Below are 15,674 nucleotides of genomic sequence, written 5' to 3'. Positions count from 1 at the left end.
GTTGAGCCGGTACGCAGCGAGGCGAAGCCGGACCTGATGGAGAATCTCTATGTTGAAGTTGGCGCGACAGCAAATCCTGCTGGGACAATCGGTGACGACCAAGGCGGACGCCATCGCCCTGCTGGCAAGCAAACTGACCGACGCCGGTCTGGTTGAAGCAGGTTACGTGGACGGCATGCTGGCGCGGGAAGCGCAGCACGCCACCTATCTTGGCAGCGGTATCGCCATTCCCCACGGCACCACGGACACCCGTCATCTGGTGAAGAGCACCGGCGTCATGGTGGCCCAGTTCCCCCACGGCATCGAGTGGGACGAGGGGCAGATTGCCTACGTCGCCATCGGCATCGCCGCCAAGTCCGATGAGCACCTGGGGATCTTGCGCCAGCTCACCCACGTGCTGGGTGACGAGCAGGCCGCAGCCCAGCTCAAGGGGGCGACCGACGAAGAGACCATCATCAATATCCTGACTGGCGCGACTGGCGCCAAAGAGGTGCAATACCTGACCCTGGCGGACTTCCCGGCCGACGACCAGGACCAGTTGCTGCTGGGGGCTGCGGCCCGCGCCAAATCCGCAGGCTGGGGAGACGCAGCCATGGTGAGCGCCCTCCTGGCCAGTCAGCCTGTTCACCTGGGGGAGGGCATCTGGCTGGCCCGTGCGCAAGCGGCCCAGACCGGTTGGGTGCTGGCCACCCCGAGCACCCCGCTGAACGTCGGTGAATTGCCGGTCAGCGCCCTGCTGCTGCTGTGTGCCGCAGATAGCGGCCATTTGCCGCAACTCGAGAATCTGGCCAAGCTGGCCGCAGCCGGCCAGCTGGCCACCCTCTCTGGCAGCGACGGTCTTGCCATGTTGCAGGCGGGTCCGGCGAGCGGGCTTTCCGAGACCTTCACCATCATCAACCCTCACGGTCTGCACGCCCGTCCGGGCGCCATGCTGGTCAAGGTGGCCAAGGAGTATGAATCCGACATCCGCGTCGCCAACCTCGATGGCAGCGGTGAAGCCGTCTCTGCCAAGAGCCTGATGAAGGTGATCGGGCTTGGGGTCAAGTGCGGTCATCGTCTGGCGTTTCGCGCCGAAGGAGCGGATGCCGAAGCAGCCCTCAAGGGCATTGGCGAAGCCATTGCCGCCGGCTTGGGCGAGGGGGCGCACTGATGGACATCGTCACCATCACCCTCAACCCCGCGCTCGATCTCACCACCCGTCTGGAGGCCATGCACCCTGGCGAGGTCAATCTGGTGAGCGAGGCCAACTTGCGCGCCGCGGGCAAGGGGATCAACGTCGCCATGGTCTTGAAAGATCTCGGCCGTGACGTAGGCCTGACCGGCTGGCTCGGTGAGGGCAACCAGCAGAGCTTCGTCTCCCTGTTCGAGGAACGTGCCCTTGCCGATCACTTCGTGCGCGTGGCGGGCGACACCCGGATCAACGTCAAGATCTCCGAACAATCCGGCCGGGTGACCGATCTCAATCTGCCGGGACTCGCCGTGCAGGAAGGCGATGTCAGCGCCCTGGAAGCGGCGCTGGAGCGACTGGCTCCCCACACCGACTGGTTCGTGCTGGCGGGCAGCCTGCCCAAAGGGGTGTCCCCCGATTACTGTGGCCATCTGATCCGCCTGCTCAAGGCCAAGGGCAAGCAGGTGATCTTCGATTGCAGCGGCGCGGCGTTGAGCGAAGGGATCAAGGCGGCGCCGACCCTGGTCAAACCCAACCTGGAAGAGCTGAGCCAGTGGGCCGGTCGTCCCGTGAAGACCCTGAGCGAGCAGGCCGAGTGCGCCCGCGCGCTGCAGGCAAGCGGGATCCCCAACGTGGTGATCTCCAATGGTGCCGACGGCCTCATCTGGTTTGCACCGGATGCCACCTGGCAGGCGATTCCGCCGCGCATGGAGGTGGTCAGCACCGTGGGTGCCGGCGACTCCCTGGTGGCGGGCCTGGTCCATGGCATGAGCCTGGACTGGACGCCGGAGCAGACCCTGCGTCTGGCCACCGCCGTCTCGGCACTGGCGGTGAGCCAGGTCGCGGTCGGCTTCAACGATATCAATGTGCTCAAACCGTTACTCGAGCAGGTGCGCGTACAGCGTCTGGATGATCTGGCACCGACTCAACCCCAACCCCATTTGATGGCTAACTCAGGAGATGCCCAATGAAAGCAATTCTGGTTACGGCTTGCCCGGCGGGCATTGCCACCAGCTTTCTCGCTGCAAAACGGATAGAACAGCAGGCCAAACTGGCTGGCTGGGAGCTCACCCTCGACGTCGAGTCCAGCGTGCAGCCCCGTCAGGTTCCCTCGAAAGAGCAGATTGCCGCCGCCGACCTGGTGCTGGTCGTTGCCAGCGCACCGGTGGATCTGGCCGCCTATGACGGCAAGTCGCTCTATCGGGGCGACATGGATCTAGCGCTCCAGGATCCCGCTGCCCTGCTGGACGCCGCGCGAAGCGGTGCCAGCGTCTATCGCCATGAGGCGGCACCTGCCGTTGCCAAACCGGCCAGCGGTGCCAAGCGCATCGTGGCGGTGACGGCCTGCCCGACCGGGGTGGCCCACACCTTCATGTCGGCCGAGGCCCTGGAGACCATGGCCAAGCAGCTGGGTCACCAGATCCGCGTCGAAACCCAGGGCTCGGTCGGTGCCCAGAATGCCTTGACGGCGGACGAGATTGCCGCCGCCGATCTGGTGTTCCTCGCCACTGACATCGAGGTGGACATGGCGCGCTTTGACGGCAAGCCGGTCTATCGCACCAGCACGGGGGCTGCCCTGAAGAAAACCCGGGCCGAGCTCGACAAGGCCTGGACCGAGGCGAAGGTCTATCGCCACAGCGGCGCGGCTGCGGTCAAGAAAGAGGAAAAGGCGGGCCCCTACAAGCACCTGCTGACCGGTGTCTCCTTCATGCTGCCCATGGTGGTGGCGGGGGGCCTTATCATCGCGCTCTCCTTCATCTTCGGCATTGAAGCGTTCAAGGAAGAGGGGACGCTGGCCGCGGCCCTGATGAAGATAGGTGGCGGCTCCGCCTTCGCCCTGATGATCCCGGTGCTGGCAGGCTACATCGCCTACTCCATCGCCGACCGTCCGGGTCTGGCGCCCGGCATGATCGCCGGTATGCTGGCAAGCTCGCTCGGCGCCGGTTTCCTTGGCGGCATCGTCGGCGGCTTCCTCGCTGGTTACAGCGCCAAGTTCCTGAGCGACAAGGTGCGCCTGCCGGTCACCCTGGAAGCCCTCAAGCCCATCCTCATCATTCCGCTCTTTGCCAGCCTGTTCACCGGTCTGGTGATGATCTACGTGGTGGGTGGCCCGGTGGCGGGCATCATGAACGCCATGACCGAGTTCCTCAACAACATGGGCTCTGCCAACGCCGTGCTGCTGGGTGTCATCATCGGCGCCATGATGTGCTTCGACATGGGGGGCCCGGTCAACAAGGCGGCTTATGCCTTCGGTGTCGGCCTGCTCGCCTCCAAGACCTATGCCCCCATGGCAGCGGTCATGGCCGCCGGCATGGTGCCTGCACTGGGGATGGGGATCGCGACCTTCCTGGCCAGCAGAAAGTTCATCAAGGCGGAGCAGGAAGCGGGCAAGGCCTCCTTCGTGCTGGGTCTGTGTTTCATCTCCGAGGGGGCCATCCCGTTTGCCGCCAAGGATCCCATGCGCGTCATCCCGGCCTGCATGGTGGGCGGCGCCCTGACCGGTGCGCTCTCCATGCTGTTCGGCTGCGAGCTGGTGGCACCCCACGGTGGTCTGTTCGTGCTCTTCATCCCGAACGCCATCAGCCATGTGATGATGTACATCCTGGCGATCGCCGCCGGTTCTCTGGTGACCGGGGTGGCCTACGCCATGCTCAAGCGTGGCGAGGAGCAGGCCAAGCTGGCGACCGCCTGAGGACGTCACGGCGTGACACACTCTTCATGACAAGGCGGCCCTGGGGCCCAATGCTGTTCACTTAAGAGAATTTGAGTTCCAGTCCACGTAGTATCAGGGCTAAAAATGAGGGAGGCATGATGCCTCCCTCTTTCTATTGCAAGCCACGCTGGATAAAGGCTGAAGGAACATCGACTGGAAACAGCCTTGCTCCCCCAACTCAAGTCGCATTTATGAATAATTAGTCAAAAATGTGCTTATCTGAACAGCATTGGCCCTGGGGCCGCCTTTCTTGTTGAGGGGAGGGGCAACGTGGGATTTAAAAATCCCAGCCCGGCGGGGGCGGCGGATCGGCCGCCTCTGCGGCCTGCGCCTTGCGGCGGGCGGCCTCGACCCTGGCCTTGCGGCTGCGGCACAGGCGCATCACCTCCTGCTGCTGGGCAGGGGTCATGGCAAGCCAGTTGAAACGCTCCTCGCGACTTCGCAGGCATCCCTTGCAATACCCCTTGTTGTTCAGTTCGCAGACCCCGACACAGGGGCTCTGGAGCGGGAAGATTTCGAGCTGTTCCATCCATGACCTCTCACACCTTGTCACCTTGTTATAACCCAGAAGATCACGGCAGGAGAAATCCGTCGTCGGGGGCGTGAAGGCGTTTGCTTTCCCCGGGCAATTTTGGCATCTTCCCCGCCGTGCAAGACACTCGGTGTTATATGAGGACATATGAATAGACATGCGTACTGGTTGGCCGCCGCCGTGGTGGGGCTGGCCGGTTGTGCGGGCAACCCTGAACCGGTCAAGGTGCCCCAGAAGAAGGCGGAATCCGGATGTTTTCTGAACTGCGAGATCCCTGTGAATCTGGGCAAGCAGTATCTGGATGGTACCCTGCCGGGGGATCTGGTGCGGGTGGAGCGGGTCAACAGCCGCGCCCGCGCCGATTACAGCAAGTTCGGTCCCCAGAGCCGGATGGTGATGGAACGCTCCGGCCGCATGGCGAGCCGCTATGGGGAGCTCTACCGTCAGCTCTCACGCTGGGTCGCCAATGGGGGCAATCCTGCCCATATCACCCAGTACGGCATCAGCCTGGCGCAGCTTGGCGGTGCCGACCGCATGGGCAACGTGCTCTTCACCGGCTACTACTCGCCGGTGCTGGAGGTGCGCCATCGCCCGGACGCCCAGTACAAGTATCCCATCTATGCCATGCCCAACTGCGGCGGTCGCTGCCCGAGCCGGGCCGAGATCCACCGGGGGGCGCTGGCCAACCGGGGGCTGGAGCTGGGCTACAGCAAATCCCTCATCGACAACTTCCTGATGGACGTGCAGGGTTCCGGCTTCGTTCACTACGGCGATGACGACCGGTTGCAGTACCTTGGTTACAGCGGCAAGAACGGCCACGGCTATGTCAGCATTGGCCGGGTGCTCATCGACCGTGGCGAAGTGCCCAAGGAGCAGATGTCCATGAAGGCCATCAAGGAGTGGGCCAATCGTCAGCCGGAAGAGAGCGTGAAGGAGCTGGTGGAGCAGAACCCCTCCTATGTCTTCTTCGAGCGCCGTCCCACCAACGACGTGGTGGGGGCCGCCGGCATTCCGCTCTTGCCCATGGCGGCGGTGGCTGCCGACAAGACCCTGCTGCCGATGGGCACCCCTATCCTCGCGGAAGTGCCGCTGCTGGACAAAGAGGGCAACTGGACCGGCAAGCACCAGCTGCGGCTGCTGATTGCGCTGGATGTGGGGGGCGCGGTGAAGAAGGGCCACCTTGACCTCTACCACGGCATGGGGGAGAAAGCCGGTGTCGCGGCCGGTCACTACAAGCACTTTGGCCGGGTCTGGAAGCTGGGTCTGCACCACGGGCCGACCGCCGCCCCCTGGTTGTAACGCAAGAGGGTCATGGTCCCTCATTTCCCTCAAGAGACGGGACATTCCCATGAAAAAAGCCGCCGGAGCAATCCGGCGGCTTTTTGTTTGCGGGGCAGATCTGGCGACAAGGGCCGTCAGCCCTTTCGGATATCGAGCTTGATGGCGCCCACCGGCTGACAGCAGCAGGGGAGGCACTCCCCCTGGGAGACAAAGGCGAGCGGGATGGCGGCGTAGTGCACCTTGCCCGCCAGCAGCGGGGTGCGGCAGGCGCCGCAATAGCCGCTGCGGCACTGGAACTCCACGTGATGACGGTGGCGCTCCAGGGTCTCCAGCAGGCTTTCGCCGGGATGGGGGTGCAGCACACCGTCCAGGGTCTGTACCTGGGGGGCTTGCCCCTCCGGCGCCGTGGTGGCGGTATGCAGGGGCGCGTTCAGGGTGGCGGTGGCGTCACTCACGGACGTCGCTCTCCCGCATCATGGCCTGCCAGCAGAGGTCGCCTAGCATCACAGCTCGAAGTCACCCAGATCGTCGGCGTGCACTTCACTGTCTATCTGACCCACCAGATAGGAGCTCACTTCCACTTCCTGGGGCGCCACCTGCACGTTGTCGGAGGAGAGCCAGGTGTTGATCCAGGGGATGGGGTTCTGCTTGGTGCCGGCAAAGGCCGGTTGCAGGCCGACGGCCGCCATGCGCAGGTTGGTGATGTATTCCACGTACTGGCAGAGGATGTCCTTGTTCAGGCCGATCATGGAGCCATCCTGGAACAGGTACTCGGCCCACTCCTTCTCCTGCAGGGCTGCCTCCTTGAACAGCTCGAAGCAGGCCTGCTCGCACTCGACGGCGATCTCCGCCATGTCGGGGTCGTCGTTGCCGCTGCGCATCAGGTTCAGCATGTGCTGGGTGCCGGTCAGGTGCAGCGCTTCGTCACGGGCGATCATCTTGATGATCTTGGCATTGCCTTCCATCAGCTCGCGCTCGGCGAAGGCGAAGGAGCAGGCGAAGCTCACGTAGAAGCGGATTGCTTCGAGGGCGTTGACGCTCATCAGGCACAGGTAGAGCTTCTTCTTGAGCTCCCGCAGGCTGATGGTGACTTCGCGATCCCCGATCCGGTGGGTCCCCTCACCGTGCAGGTGATAGACGGAGGTGGCCTCGATGAGATCGTCATAGAAGTGGCTGATGGAGCCGGCGCGCTTCAAGATCTGCTCGTTGGTCACGATGTCGTCGAACACCTGGCCCGGGTTGTTGACGATGTTGCGGATGATGTGGGTGTAGGAGCGAGAGTGGATGGTCTCGGAGAAGGCCCAGGTCTCGATCCAGGTCTCCAGCTCCGGGATGGAGACCAGGGGCAGCAGGGCCACGTTGGGGCTGCGGCCCTGAATGGAATCCAGCAGGGTCTGGTACTTCAGGTTGGAGATGAAGATGTGCTGCTCGTGGGGCGGCAGAGCCTGGAAGTCGATGCGGTCGTGGGAGACGTCCACCTCTTCCGGGCGCCAGAAGAAGGAGAGCTGTTTCTCGATAAGCCGCTCGAAGATGTCGTGCTTTTGCTGATCATAACGGGCCACGTTGACCGACTGGCCGAAGAACATCGGCTCCTTGAGCTGATCGTTTTGGGTCTGGCAAAAAGTAGAGTAAGCCATGGTTCGAATGCCGTGAAATAGGGAAAACAGGAGGGCGGGAGCTTGATGCTCCCGCCCGGTTTATCAGTGCGTTTCGCGGTTAGATCTTGCAAGCCCCGCCAGCGCAGCCGTCATCTTGCAGATCGGTCTGGGTGTCGTCGGCACCATCACGGGTGTTGTGATAGTAGAGGGTCTTGAGACCGTATTTGTAGGCGGTCAGCAAGTCTTTGAGCAACTGCTTCATCGGCACCTTGTTGCCTTCGAAGCGGGCCGGGTCGTAGTTGGTGTTGGCGGAGATCGCCTGATCCACGAACTTCTGCATGATGCCGACCAGCTGCAGGTAACCGTCGACGCTCGGCTGTTTCCACAGCAGTTCGTACTGATCCTTCAGGCGGTGGTACTCCGGCACCACCTGCTTGAGGATGCCGTCCTTGGAGGCTTTCACCGACACCAGGCCGCGGGGCGGCTCGATGCCGTTGGTGGCGTTGGAGATCTGGCTGGAGGTCTCGCTCGGCATCAGGGCGGTCAGGGTGGAGTTGCGCAGACCCACGGTCTTGATCTCTTCGCGCAAGGTTTCCCAGTCCAGGTGCAGGGGTTCATTGCACAGGGTGTCCAGATCCTTTTTATAGGTATCGATGGGCAGGATACCTTGGGCATAGGTGGTCTCGTTGAAGGCTGGGCAGGGGCCGAACTCGCGGGCCAGTTGCACGGAGGCCTTCAGCAGGTAGTACTGGATCGCCTCGAAGGTGCGGTGGGTCAGGGCCAGACCGGAACCATCGGAGTAGCGGGCACCGTTTTTCGCCAGGTAGTAGGCGTAGTTGATGACGCCGATACCCAGGGTGCGGCGGTTCATGCTGCCCTTCTTGGCGGCCTTGAGCGGGTAGTCCTGATAGTCGAGCAGGGCGTCCAGAGCGCGCACGGCCAGCTCGGCCATCTCTTCCAGATCTTCCAGCTTCTCGATGGCGCCCAGGTTGAAGGCGGAGAGGGTGCACAGGGCAATCTCGCCGTCCTCGTCATCCACGTTGTTGAGCGGCTTGGTGGGCAGCGCAATCTCGAGGCAGAGGTTGGACTGGCGTACCGGCGCCACAGACGGGTCGAACGGGCTGTGGGTGTTGCAGTGATCCACGTTCTGGATGTAGATGCGACCGGTACCGGCGCGCTCCTGCATCATCAGGGAGAAGAGATCCACCGCCTTCAGGGTCTTCTTGCGAATGGCCGGATCCTGCTCGTACTTGACGTAGAGCGCTTCAAACTTGTCCTGGTCCGCGAAGAAGGCGTCATAGAGGCCTGGTGCATCGGACGGGGAGAACAGAGTGATGTCGCCGCCCTTGATGAGGCGCTGGTACATCAGCTTGTTGATCTGCACGCCGTAGTCCATGTGACGAACACGGTTTTCTTCCACGCCGCGGTTGTTTTTCAGTACCAGCAGGCTCTCCACCTCGGTGTGCCACAGCGGGTAGAACAGGGTGGCCGCACCGCCGCGCACGCCGCCCTGGGAGCAGCACTTCACCGCAGTCTGGAAGTATTTGTAGAAGGGGATGCAGCCGGTGTGGAAGGCTTCGCCGCCACGGATGGGGCTGCCCAGACCACGGATGCGACCGGCGTTGATGCCGATGCCGGCGCGCTGGGAAACGTAACGCACGATGGCGCTGGCGGTGGCATTGATGGAATCCAGGCTGTCGTCACACTCGATCAGCACGCAGGAGCTGAACTGGCGGGTCGGGGTGCGCACCCCGCTCATGATCGGGGTCGGCAGGGAGATCTTGAAGGTCGAGACCGCATCATAGAAGCGCTTGATGTAGTCCAGACGGGTATCTTTCGGATACTTGGAGAAGAGGCAGGCTGCTACCAGGATGTAGAGGAACTGCGGGCTCTCGTAGATCTCGCCGGTGACGCGGTTCTGTACCAGGTACTTGCCTTCGAGCTGCTTGACCGCCGCGTAGGAGAAGTCCATGTCGCGCCAGTGATCGAGGTAGCCGTTCAGCTCCTCAAATTCCGCCTGGGTGTAGTCTTCCAGCAGGTGCTTGTCGTACTTGCCCATGTCCACCAGTCTGGCGACGTGCTGATACAGGTGGGGCGGCTCGAACTGGCCGTAGGCCTTCTTGCGCAGGTGGAAGATGGCCAGACGGGCAGCCATGTACTGGTAGTCCGGGCTTTGCTCGGAGATGAGGTCAGCAGCAGCCTTGATGATGGTCTCGTGGATGTCGGCGGTACGGATACCGTCATAGAACTGGATGTGGGACTTGAGCTCCACCTGGGAGACCGACACGTTGTCGAGCTTCTCGGCAGCCCAGTCGAGCACACGGTGAATTTTATCCAGATCGATGGGTTCTTTGTGTCCGTTACGCTTCGTCACAAACAAGTTCATTGGCTGATGACCCCTTTCATTGATACCTGCCGGTATCGGTTGATTCCCGAAAAGCCATCGCACAATGGCGCAACCCGGCTCCGTCTGTCGAGGGAAACTGGGCAGGGATTGTGCGATGAATCACAAGATGTAGTGTTATTTTTAATGCGAACTACAAGATAGTGAGGTCGATGCGGTAATGCAATCTGTGGATAACGCATTAGCTGTGGATAAATTGTGGGTGTCGGGACGGGAGTTAGTGGACGCTCACAGCGAACGGGTTTTCATCCATCCGATCCGTCAAATGCAAGTCCGGCGATCGAAGATGGAAAATTAAAATAACTTTTTTTGCTTGCGAAAGCAGGGTGTTTTTACTAGCAAATCCGGTCTGCTCATCCCTTGTGCAGTCAGGGTCAAAAGGTGTCCTGTTACGCCGTTCGGGGGGTTGCCAAGCCCATAAAAAGAGGGATCGTCCGGGATCCCTCTGGTGTGCTGCGGGGGGAGCTGCGCGCCGGGGCAGATGCCCACATGGCCATCGGGACAACATCAAAGTTGCCCCGCAGATCCACCTCTATCCGGATGCCTTGTCGCTCATGGGCAATGAACGTGTCAGCTCAGCTCGTAGCGCAGCCAGTGGTGCAGGGCCTGCACGGTATCAAAGTGAAGATCGGCGCCCCAGAGGGCCGGATCCTCGTCATCATTGAGATAACCCCAGCCAGCCACCGCGGTACGCATGCCGGCATTGCGGCCGGCCTCGATGTCGCGCACGTGATCCCCCACATAGAGACACTGGCTGGCCGCGATGCCGAGCCGCTCGCAGGCAAAGAACATGGGGGCGGGGTCGGGCTTGCGCACCGGCAGGGTGTCGGCGCTCACCGTCACGCCGCAACTGGCGAGTTCGGGCAGGGCTGCCAAGAGCGGTTCGGTGAGAAAACCCGGCTTGTTGGTGACAATGCCCCAGGGCAGCTTTTTCTCGTCGAGCCACTCGATGAGATCCACCATGCCTTCATAGGGGCGGGTGCCGACGCAGAGGTTGGCGGCGTAGTAGTCGAGCAGAGCGGTGCGAAGGCGGGTGGCCCCCAGCTCCTCGAGCAGCTCGTCACCAAGACCGGCCCTGAGCAGCCCCAGGGCCCCGTGGGAGGTGGTCTGGCGGATGATGTCGTCAGAGAGCGGGGCAAAGCCTTCGCTTATCAGCACGTGATTGACGGCGGCGCCAAGGTCTGGCGCGGTGTCGAGCAGGGTGCCGTCCAGATCAAACAGCACGCAGCCAAGGGGCATCGGGTGAGGTGTGCTCATCAGCCTTGCTCCGGGCGCTCGAACGCCACCATGTAGTTGACGTCGACATTCTTGCCGAGCTTGAAGCTGTTGGAGAGCGGGGCGTAGTGAACGCCACTCATGTCCCGCACCAGCAGGCCCGCCGCTTCCCCCATGCGACAGAGTTCGGCGGGAGTGATGAACTTCTTGTGATCGTGAGTGCCCTTGGGGACCATCTTCAACAGGTACTCGGCCCCGAGGATCATCATCAGATAGGCTTTGGGGTTGCGGTTGATGGTGGAGACGAACACCTTGCCCCCCGGCCGTACCAGGGTGGCGATGGCGCGCAGCACCGAGGCCGGGTCCGGCACGTGCTCCAGCATCTCCATGCAGGTGACCACGTCATACTGGCCAGGCGCTTCATCGGCGTGGGCTTCGGCGGTGATCTGGCGGTACTCGAGCTCCACACCTTGTTCCAGCGCGTGCAGGCGGGCGACGCCGAGGGGTTCCTTGCCCATGTCGATGCCGGTGACCCGGGCCCCCCGGCGGGCCATGCTCTCGGAGAGGATGCCGCCACCGCAGCCGATGTCGAGCACGCGCTTGCCAAACAGGCCGCCGCTCTTGTCGGTGATCCAGTCAAGGCGCACCGGGTTGATTTGATGCAGCGGCTTGAATTCGCCCTCCATGTCCCACCAGCGGGAGGCGATGGCTTCAAATTTGGCGATTTCTGTCAGATCGACATTGGCATCACTATTCATGTTTTGATGATCCTGTGGCAAGGCGCGCAGCGGGCTGGGCGCGCGCAATCTATTGTCCTGGCGCGCATTATAACGGACCGACTTCGTCGCACCAGCCCGATGTGCTCATCGGATTTGTGGCTTAATGTATTTGGCTCAGTGTGTTACCATGTCGCGCTGTTTAAGCCAAAGAACAACTAATTAGGGATTAAGGCTTTCTATGAGCGATCTGGCCAGAGAGATCACGCCGGTCAACATCGAAGAAGAGCTCAAGAGTTCCTATCTGGATTACGCCATGAGCGTGATCGTAGGACGAGCTCTGCCGGATGTGCGTGATGGCTTGAAACCGGTTCACCGCCGCGTTCTGTATGCAATGAACGAGCTGGGGAACGACTGGAACAAGCCCTATAAAAAATCGGCCCGTGTGGTCGGTGACGTAATCGGTAAATATCACCCGCATGGCGACATCGCCGTGTATGACACCATCGTCCGCATGGCGCAGGATTTCTCCATGCGCTACATGCTGGTCGACGGTCAGGGCAACTTCGGTTCGGTGGACGGCGACAACGCCGCGGCCATGCGTTACACCGAAGTGCGGATGGCGCGCATCTCCCACGAGCTGCTGGCCGATCTGGACAAAGAGACCGTGGACTGGGTGCCTAACTACGACGGCACCGAGATGATCCCGGCTGTCATGCCCACCAAGGTCCCCACCTTGCTGGTCAACGGCTCCTCCGGTATCGCGGTGGGCATGGCGACCAACATCCCGCCTCACAACCTCACCGAGATTGTCAACGGTTGCCTGGCGCTGATCGAAAACGGCGACCTCACCATTGACGAGCTGATGACCCATGTCACCGGTCCGGATTTCCCCACCGGCGGCATCATCAACGGCCGTTCCGGCATCGTGCAGGCGTACCGTACCGGTCGCGGCTCCGTCTATGTGCGGGCCAAGGCCGAGGTGGAAGTGGACGAGAAGACCAGTCGCGAGACCATCATCGTTCACGAGATCCCCTATCAGGTGAACAAGGCTCGCCTGATCGAGAAGATCGCCGAGCTGGTCAAAGAGAAGAAAATCGAGGGCATCAGCGCCCTGCGCGATGAGTCCGACAAAGACGGCATGCGCATCGTCATCGAGATCAAGCGCGGCGAGTCCGGCGAGATTGTGCTGAACAATCTCTACAAGCACACCCAGATGCAGACCACGTTCGGCATCAACATGGTGGCGCTGGACAACAACCAGCCCAAGGTGATGAACCTCAAAGAGATCCTGGATGCGTTCCTGCTGCACCGCCGTGAAGTGGTGACCCGCCGGACCGTGTTCGAACTGCGCAAGGCGCGGGATCGGGCGCACATCCTGGAAGGGTTGGCGGTGGCATTGGCCAACATCGACCCCATCATCGAGCTCATTCGCCACAGTGCGACCCCGGCGGATGCGAAAGCCGCCCTGGTAGCCAAGGGCTGGGAACTCGGCAACGTGGCCGCCATGCTGGAAAAAGCGGGCGACGACGCGGCTCGCCCCGAGTGGCTGGAGCCGGAGTTCGGCATCCGTGAAGGGCAGTACTTCCTGACCGAGATCCAGGCCCAGGCCATCCTTGACCTGCGTCTGCACAAGCTGACCGGCCTCGAGCACGAGAAGATCCTGGAAGAGTACCAGTCTCTTCTGGATCTCATCGCCGAGCTGTTGCACATCCTGGCAAGCCCCGAGCGCCTGATGGAAGTGATCCGTGACGAACTGCTGGCCGTGCGCGAGCAGTACGGCGACGAGCGTCGCACCGAGATCAGCATGTCCAGCGCCGAGATCAACATCGAAGATCTGATCACCCCGGAAGACGTGGTCGTTACCTTGTCTCACCAGGGCTATGTGAAGTATCAGCCGCTCTCCGACTACGAGGCCCAACGCCGCGGTGGTCGTGGCAAGTCGGCCACCCGGATCAAGGAAGAGGACTTTGTGGAGCGTCTGCTGGTGGCCAACACCCACGACACCATTCTGTGCTTCTCCACCCGTGGCAAGGTCTACTGGCTCAAGGTGTATCAGCTGCCGGAAGCGTCCCGTGGTGCCCGCGGTCGTCCGATCATCAACCTGCTGCCGCTGGATGAGGGTGAGCGCATCACCGCCATCCTGCCGGTGAAAGAATATGACGCCAACAAGTATGTCTTCTTCGCTACCGCCAACGGTACCGTGAAGAAGACCAGCCTGTCCGACTTCAGCCGTCCGCTCTCCTCCGGTATCCGTGCCATCAACCTCAAAGAGGGTGATGAGCTGATCGGGGTGGACATCACAGATGGCAGCAACGAGATCATGCTCTTCTCCGATGCGGGCAAGGTGGTTCGCTTCGCGGAAGGCAGCGGTCGCGCCGATGCCGATGCCACTGACGAAGTCGACACCGATGACGACGCCGGCAACGATGATGATGGCAGTGACAACGGCGAAGGCACCGAAAGCAAGGGCACCTTCAAGGGCGTACGTCCCATGGGTCGTACCGCTGCTGGCGTGCGCGGCATCAAGCTGGGCGCCGGTGACAAGGTGGTCTCCCTCATCGTGCCCCGTGGCGATGGTGCCATCCTCACCGCCACCGAGAACGGCTACGGCAAGCGCACCGCGCTGGACGAGTACCCGACCAAGAGCCGGGGTACCCAGGGCGTCATCTCCATCAAGGTGGATGAGCGCAACGGCAAGGTAATCGATGCGATCCAGGTCGAAGATACCGACCAGATCATGCTGATCACCAACGGCGGTACCCTGGTTCGTACCCGGGTGTCCGAGGTGAGCGTCATCGGCCGCAACACCGGCGGTGTGCGTCTGATCCGTACCGGTGAAGACGAGACCGTAGTCGGTCTGCAGCGCGTTGCCGAGAGCGACGAAGAGGAAACCGAGGCCCTGGCTGTTGAAGGGGAGGTGTCTGAAGGCACCGACACCGCAGCGGACGCTGGCGCCGTCGATACCGGGGAGGCGGGCGACGAGTAATCGTCCCCCTTTGTCCGGTGCAAAAGAGCGACCTTGATGGTCGCTCTTTTTTTGTCCGCCTCACCGCAGGCTCTCCCCGTCCCTGTGCTTGCCCTGGCGCCCTCTTTTCTGCTGCCAGGCTCCGTCTGCCGTGCATGCAGCCCTGCCTGCCACGGCGTCATCTTCCTGATATGCAGGGTTGGTCCCATCGCATCAACACGATTCCTTCACTCGGCTGTCATGGCCCTGTCATGACGGCCAGCCATGCTGCCTGCGTTGAATGAGGCCACCACAGAGGCAGGCATCGCTTGCCAGGAGCACTGTTATGACGAGCTGGGTAATGTGGGAAATCTGGTGGAGCCGGATGTGGGGAGGGCAGGAGAAGGCGCGCCTTAGGGTGGATGAGGAGGAGGTGGCGCACGAGCCATCACGCCTGCCTGCGGAGCTGATTGCACAGCGCCACCCAGCGGGGAGCTGCCCGCCGAGACCACGGGGCTGACGGTGCTCAGAACAGACGCAACTGCTCGCCCGGGCGGATGAAGGCGGCTGTATTGAGTGCCATATGGCGCTTGCCCAGTTGCAGCCGCCTGCTGATCAGGCGAAAGCGCTGGGCGAGCAGGTCGGCAAACAGTCCTTCACCTCGCATGCGGCTGCCAAAGGTGGCGCTGTTGAGTGAGCCACCCCGGCTTGCCCGCAGCTGGTTGAGGATCGCCTCTTTCTGGCCGGGATAGTGCGTATCGAGCCAGTCGCAAAAGAGGGTGGTGAGCTCGTGGGGCAATCGCAGCAAGATGTAATCCGCACCGCCCGCCCCGGCGTCGACGGCGGCCTTGATGATCTGTTCCAGTTCAGGCTCGTTGAGCCTGGGGATCATGGGGGCGGCGAGCACGCCGACCGGCACACCGGCCTTGGCCAGTCGTTCGATCACCTTGATCCGCCCAACCCCCGTGCTGGCCCTGGGCTCCAACTGTCGCCTCAGCGTCTCATTGAGGGTGGTGACCGACACCATCTTAAATGCGAAAGGGGACTCCCTCCGACGTAGGTGGGAGGGGAATTTCGCCGGGGCGTCAGCCCCGCTGGTT

At 62.1% G+C, this 15,674-nt stretch carries 12 protein-coding genes and 1 pseudogene; 6 read left to right on the top strand and 7 right to left on the bottom strand.

Annotation, left to right across the window (positions count from 1 at the left end; genetic code table 11):
* Positions 1-49: 49 nt before the first annotated feature.
* From fruB to fruA, 3 genes are read left to right on the top strand one after another with little or no spacing between them, the layout of a single operon-like run.
* Positions 50-1,150 carry a fused PTS fructose transporter subunit IIA/HPr protein gene (gene fruB / locus OKB81_RS07375; protein WP_042017120.1) on the top strand — a complete coding sequence of 367 codons (1,101 nt, stop codon included), beginning with the start codon at positions 50-52 and terminating at the stop codon, positions 1,148-1,150.
* Complete coding sequence (pfkB, locus tag OKB81_RS07370; RefSeq protein WP_049636760.1) at positions 1,150-2,139, top strand: 1-phosphofructokinase; 990 nt, start codon at positions 1,150-1,152, stop codon at positions 2,137-2,139. Before fruB ends, pfkB begins: the two co-directional genes overlap by 1 nt.
* Complete coding sequence (fruA, locus tag OKB81_RS07365) at positions 2,136-3,860, top strand: PTS fructose transporter subunit IIBC (protein ID WP_104452953.1); 1,725 nt, start codon at positions 2,136-2,138, stop codon at positions 3,858-3,860. Before pfkB ends, fruA begins: the two co-directional genes overlap by 4 nt.
* A 298-nt stretch (positions 3,861-4,158) precedes the next feature.
* On the opposite strand, the gene OKB81_RS07360 is transcribed toward fruA, so the two are convergent.
* A complete protein-coding gene (locus OKB81_RS07360) occupies positions 4,159-4,410 on the bottom strand; it encodes a DUF1289 domain-containing protein (RefSeq protein ID WP_039040754.1) in 252 nt (83 codons plus the stop codon).
* A 150-nt stretch (positions 4,411-4,560) separates the two neighbouring features.
* Between OKB81_RS07360 and mltA the strand changes: the two genes are divergently transcribed.
* The gene (gene mltA / locus OKB81_RS07355; protein WP_124245009.1) at positions 4,561-5,712 is read left to right on the top strand and encodes a murein transglycosylase A; all 1,152 of its coding nucleotides are present in this window, start codon (positions 4,561-4,563) and stop codon (positions 5,710-5,712) included.
* 116 nt (positions 5,713-5,828) lie between these two features.
* On the opposite strand, the gene yfaE is transcribed toward mltA, so the two are convergent.
* The 5 genes from yfaE to ubiG all read right to left on the bottom strand — a co-directional run bounded on the left by yfaE (position 5,829) and on the right by ubiG (position 11,669).
* Entirely contained in the window at positions 5,829-6,149 is a 321-nt protein-coding gene (yfaE, locus tag OKB81_RS07350) for a class I ribonucleotide reductase maintenance protein YfaE (RefSeq protein ID WP_160837639.1), read from the bottom strand.
* A 48-nt stretch (positions 6,150-6,197) separates the two neighbouring features.
* On the bottom strand, positions 6,198-7,331 hold the full coding sequence (gene nrdB / locus OKB81_RS07345) for a class Ia ribonucleoside-diphosphate reductase subunit beta (RefSeq protein ID WP_010674816.1): 1,134 nt from the start codon (positions 7,329-7,331) through the stop codon (positions 6,198-6,200).
* A 79-nt stretch (positions 7,332-7,410) separates the two neighbouring features.
* Positions 7,411-9,678, bottom strand: a complete 2,268-nt coding sequence (nrdA, locus tag OKB81_RS07340; protein ID WP_010674815.1) for a class 1a ribonucleoside-diphosphate reductase subunit alpha — start codon at positions 9,676-9,678, stop codon at positions 7,411-7,413.
* A gap of 588 nt (positions 9,679-10,266) precedes the next feature.
* Positions 10,267-10,953, bottom strand: a complete 687-nt coding sequence (locus OKB81_RS07335) for an HAD family hydrolase (protein ID WP_029314563.1) — start codon at positions 10,951-10,953, stop codon at positions 10,267-10,269.
* On the bottom strand, positions 10,953-11,669 hold the full coding sequence (ubiG, locus tag OKB81_RS07330; RefSeq protein WP_043155501.1) for a bifunctional 2-polyprenyl-6-hydroxyphenol methylase/3-demethylubiquinol 3-O-methyltransferase UbiG: 717 nt from the start codon (positions 11,667-11,669) through the stop codon (positions 10,953-10,955). The genes OKB81_RS07335 and ubiG overlap by 1 nt, the downstream gene beginning before the upstream one ends.
* A 199-nt stretch (positions 11,670-11,868) precedes the next feature.
* On the opposite strand from ubiG, the gene gyrA reads away from it, so the two are divergent.
* Positions 11,869-14,616: a DNA topoisomerase (ATP-hydrolyzing) subunit A gene (gene gyrA, locus OKB81_RS07325; protein ID WP_160837641.1), complete on the top strand. Its 2,748-nt coding sequence runs from the start codon at positions 11,869-11,871 to the stop codon at positions 14,614-14,616.
* 304 nt (positions 14,617-14,920) lie between these two features.
* On the top strand, positions 14,921-15,094 hold the full coding sequence (locus OKB81_RS07320; protein ID WP_164882096.1) for a hypothetical protein: 174 nt from the start codon (positions 14,921-14,923) through the stop codon (positions 15,092-15,094).
* A 6-nt stretch (positions 15,095-15,100) separates the two neighbouring features.
* Here the strand turns inward: OKB81_RS07320 and OKB81_RS07315 are convergent.
* A pseudogene (locus tag OKB81_RS07315) lies at positions 15,101-15,601 on the bottom strand (PA0069 family radical SAM protein); the annotation flags it as partial.
* Positions 15,602-15,674 lie beyond the last annotated feature (73 nt).

The organism is Aeromonas sp. QDB56, assembly GCF_027705505.1.
Taxonomy (GTDB): domain Bacteria; phylum Pseudomonadota; class Gammaproteobacteria; order Enterobacterales; family Aeromonadaceae; genus Aeromonas; species Aeromonas caviae.
This window is presented reverse-complemented; position numbering and strand designations above follow the sequence as displayed.

What these genes read in the sequence shown, in the direction of transcription:
- fruB (WP_042017120.1), top strand. Translation starts at nt 50, where the DNA reads ATGTTGAAGTTGGCGCGACAGCAAATCCTGCTGGGACAATCGGTGACG.
- nrdB (WP_010674816.1), bottom strand. Translation starts at nt 7,331, where the DNA reads ATGGCTTACTCTACTTTTTGCCAGACCCAAAACGATCAGCTCAAGGAG.
- gyrA (WP_160837641.1), top strand. Translation starts at nt 11,869, where the DNA reads ATGAGCGATCTGGCCAGAGAGATCACGCCGGTCAACATCGAAGAAGAG.
- fruA (WP_104452953.1), top strand. Translation starts at nt 2,136, where the DNA reads ATGAAAGCAATTCTGGTTACGGCTTGCCCGGCGGGCATTGCCACCAGC.
- OKB81_RS07335 (WP_029314563.1), bottom strand. Translation starts at nt 10,953, where the DNA reads ATGAGCACACCTCACCCGATGCCCCTTGGCTGCGTGCTGTTTGATCTG.
- nrdA (WP_010674815.1), bottom strand. Translation starts at nt 9,678, where the DNA reads ATGAACTTGTTTGTGACGAAGCGTAACGGACACAAAGAACCCATCGAT.
- mltA (WP_124245009.1), top strand. Translation starts at nt 4,561, where the DNA reads ATGAATAGACATGCGTACTGGTTGGCCGCCGCCGTGGTGGGGCTGGCC.
- OKB81_RS07320 (WP_164882096.1), top strand. Translation starts at nt 14,921, where the DNA reads ATGACGAGCTGGGTAATGTGGGAAATCTGGTGGAGCCGGATGTGGGGA.
- ubiG (WP_043155501.1), bottom strand. Translation starts at nt 11,669, where the DNA reads ATGAATAGTGATGCCAATGTCGATCTGACAGAAATCGCCAAATTTGAA.
- pfkB (WP_049636760.1), top strand. Translation starts at nt 1,150, where the DNA reads ATGGACATCGTCACCATCACCCTCAACCCCGCGCTCGATCTCACCACC.
- OKB81_RS07360 (WP_039040754.1), bottom strand. Translation starts at nt 4,410, where the DNA reads ATGGAACAGCTCGAAATCTTCCCGCTCCAGAGCCCCTGTGTCGGGGTC.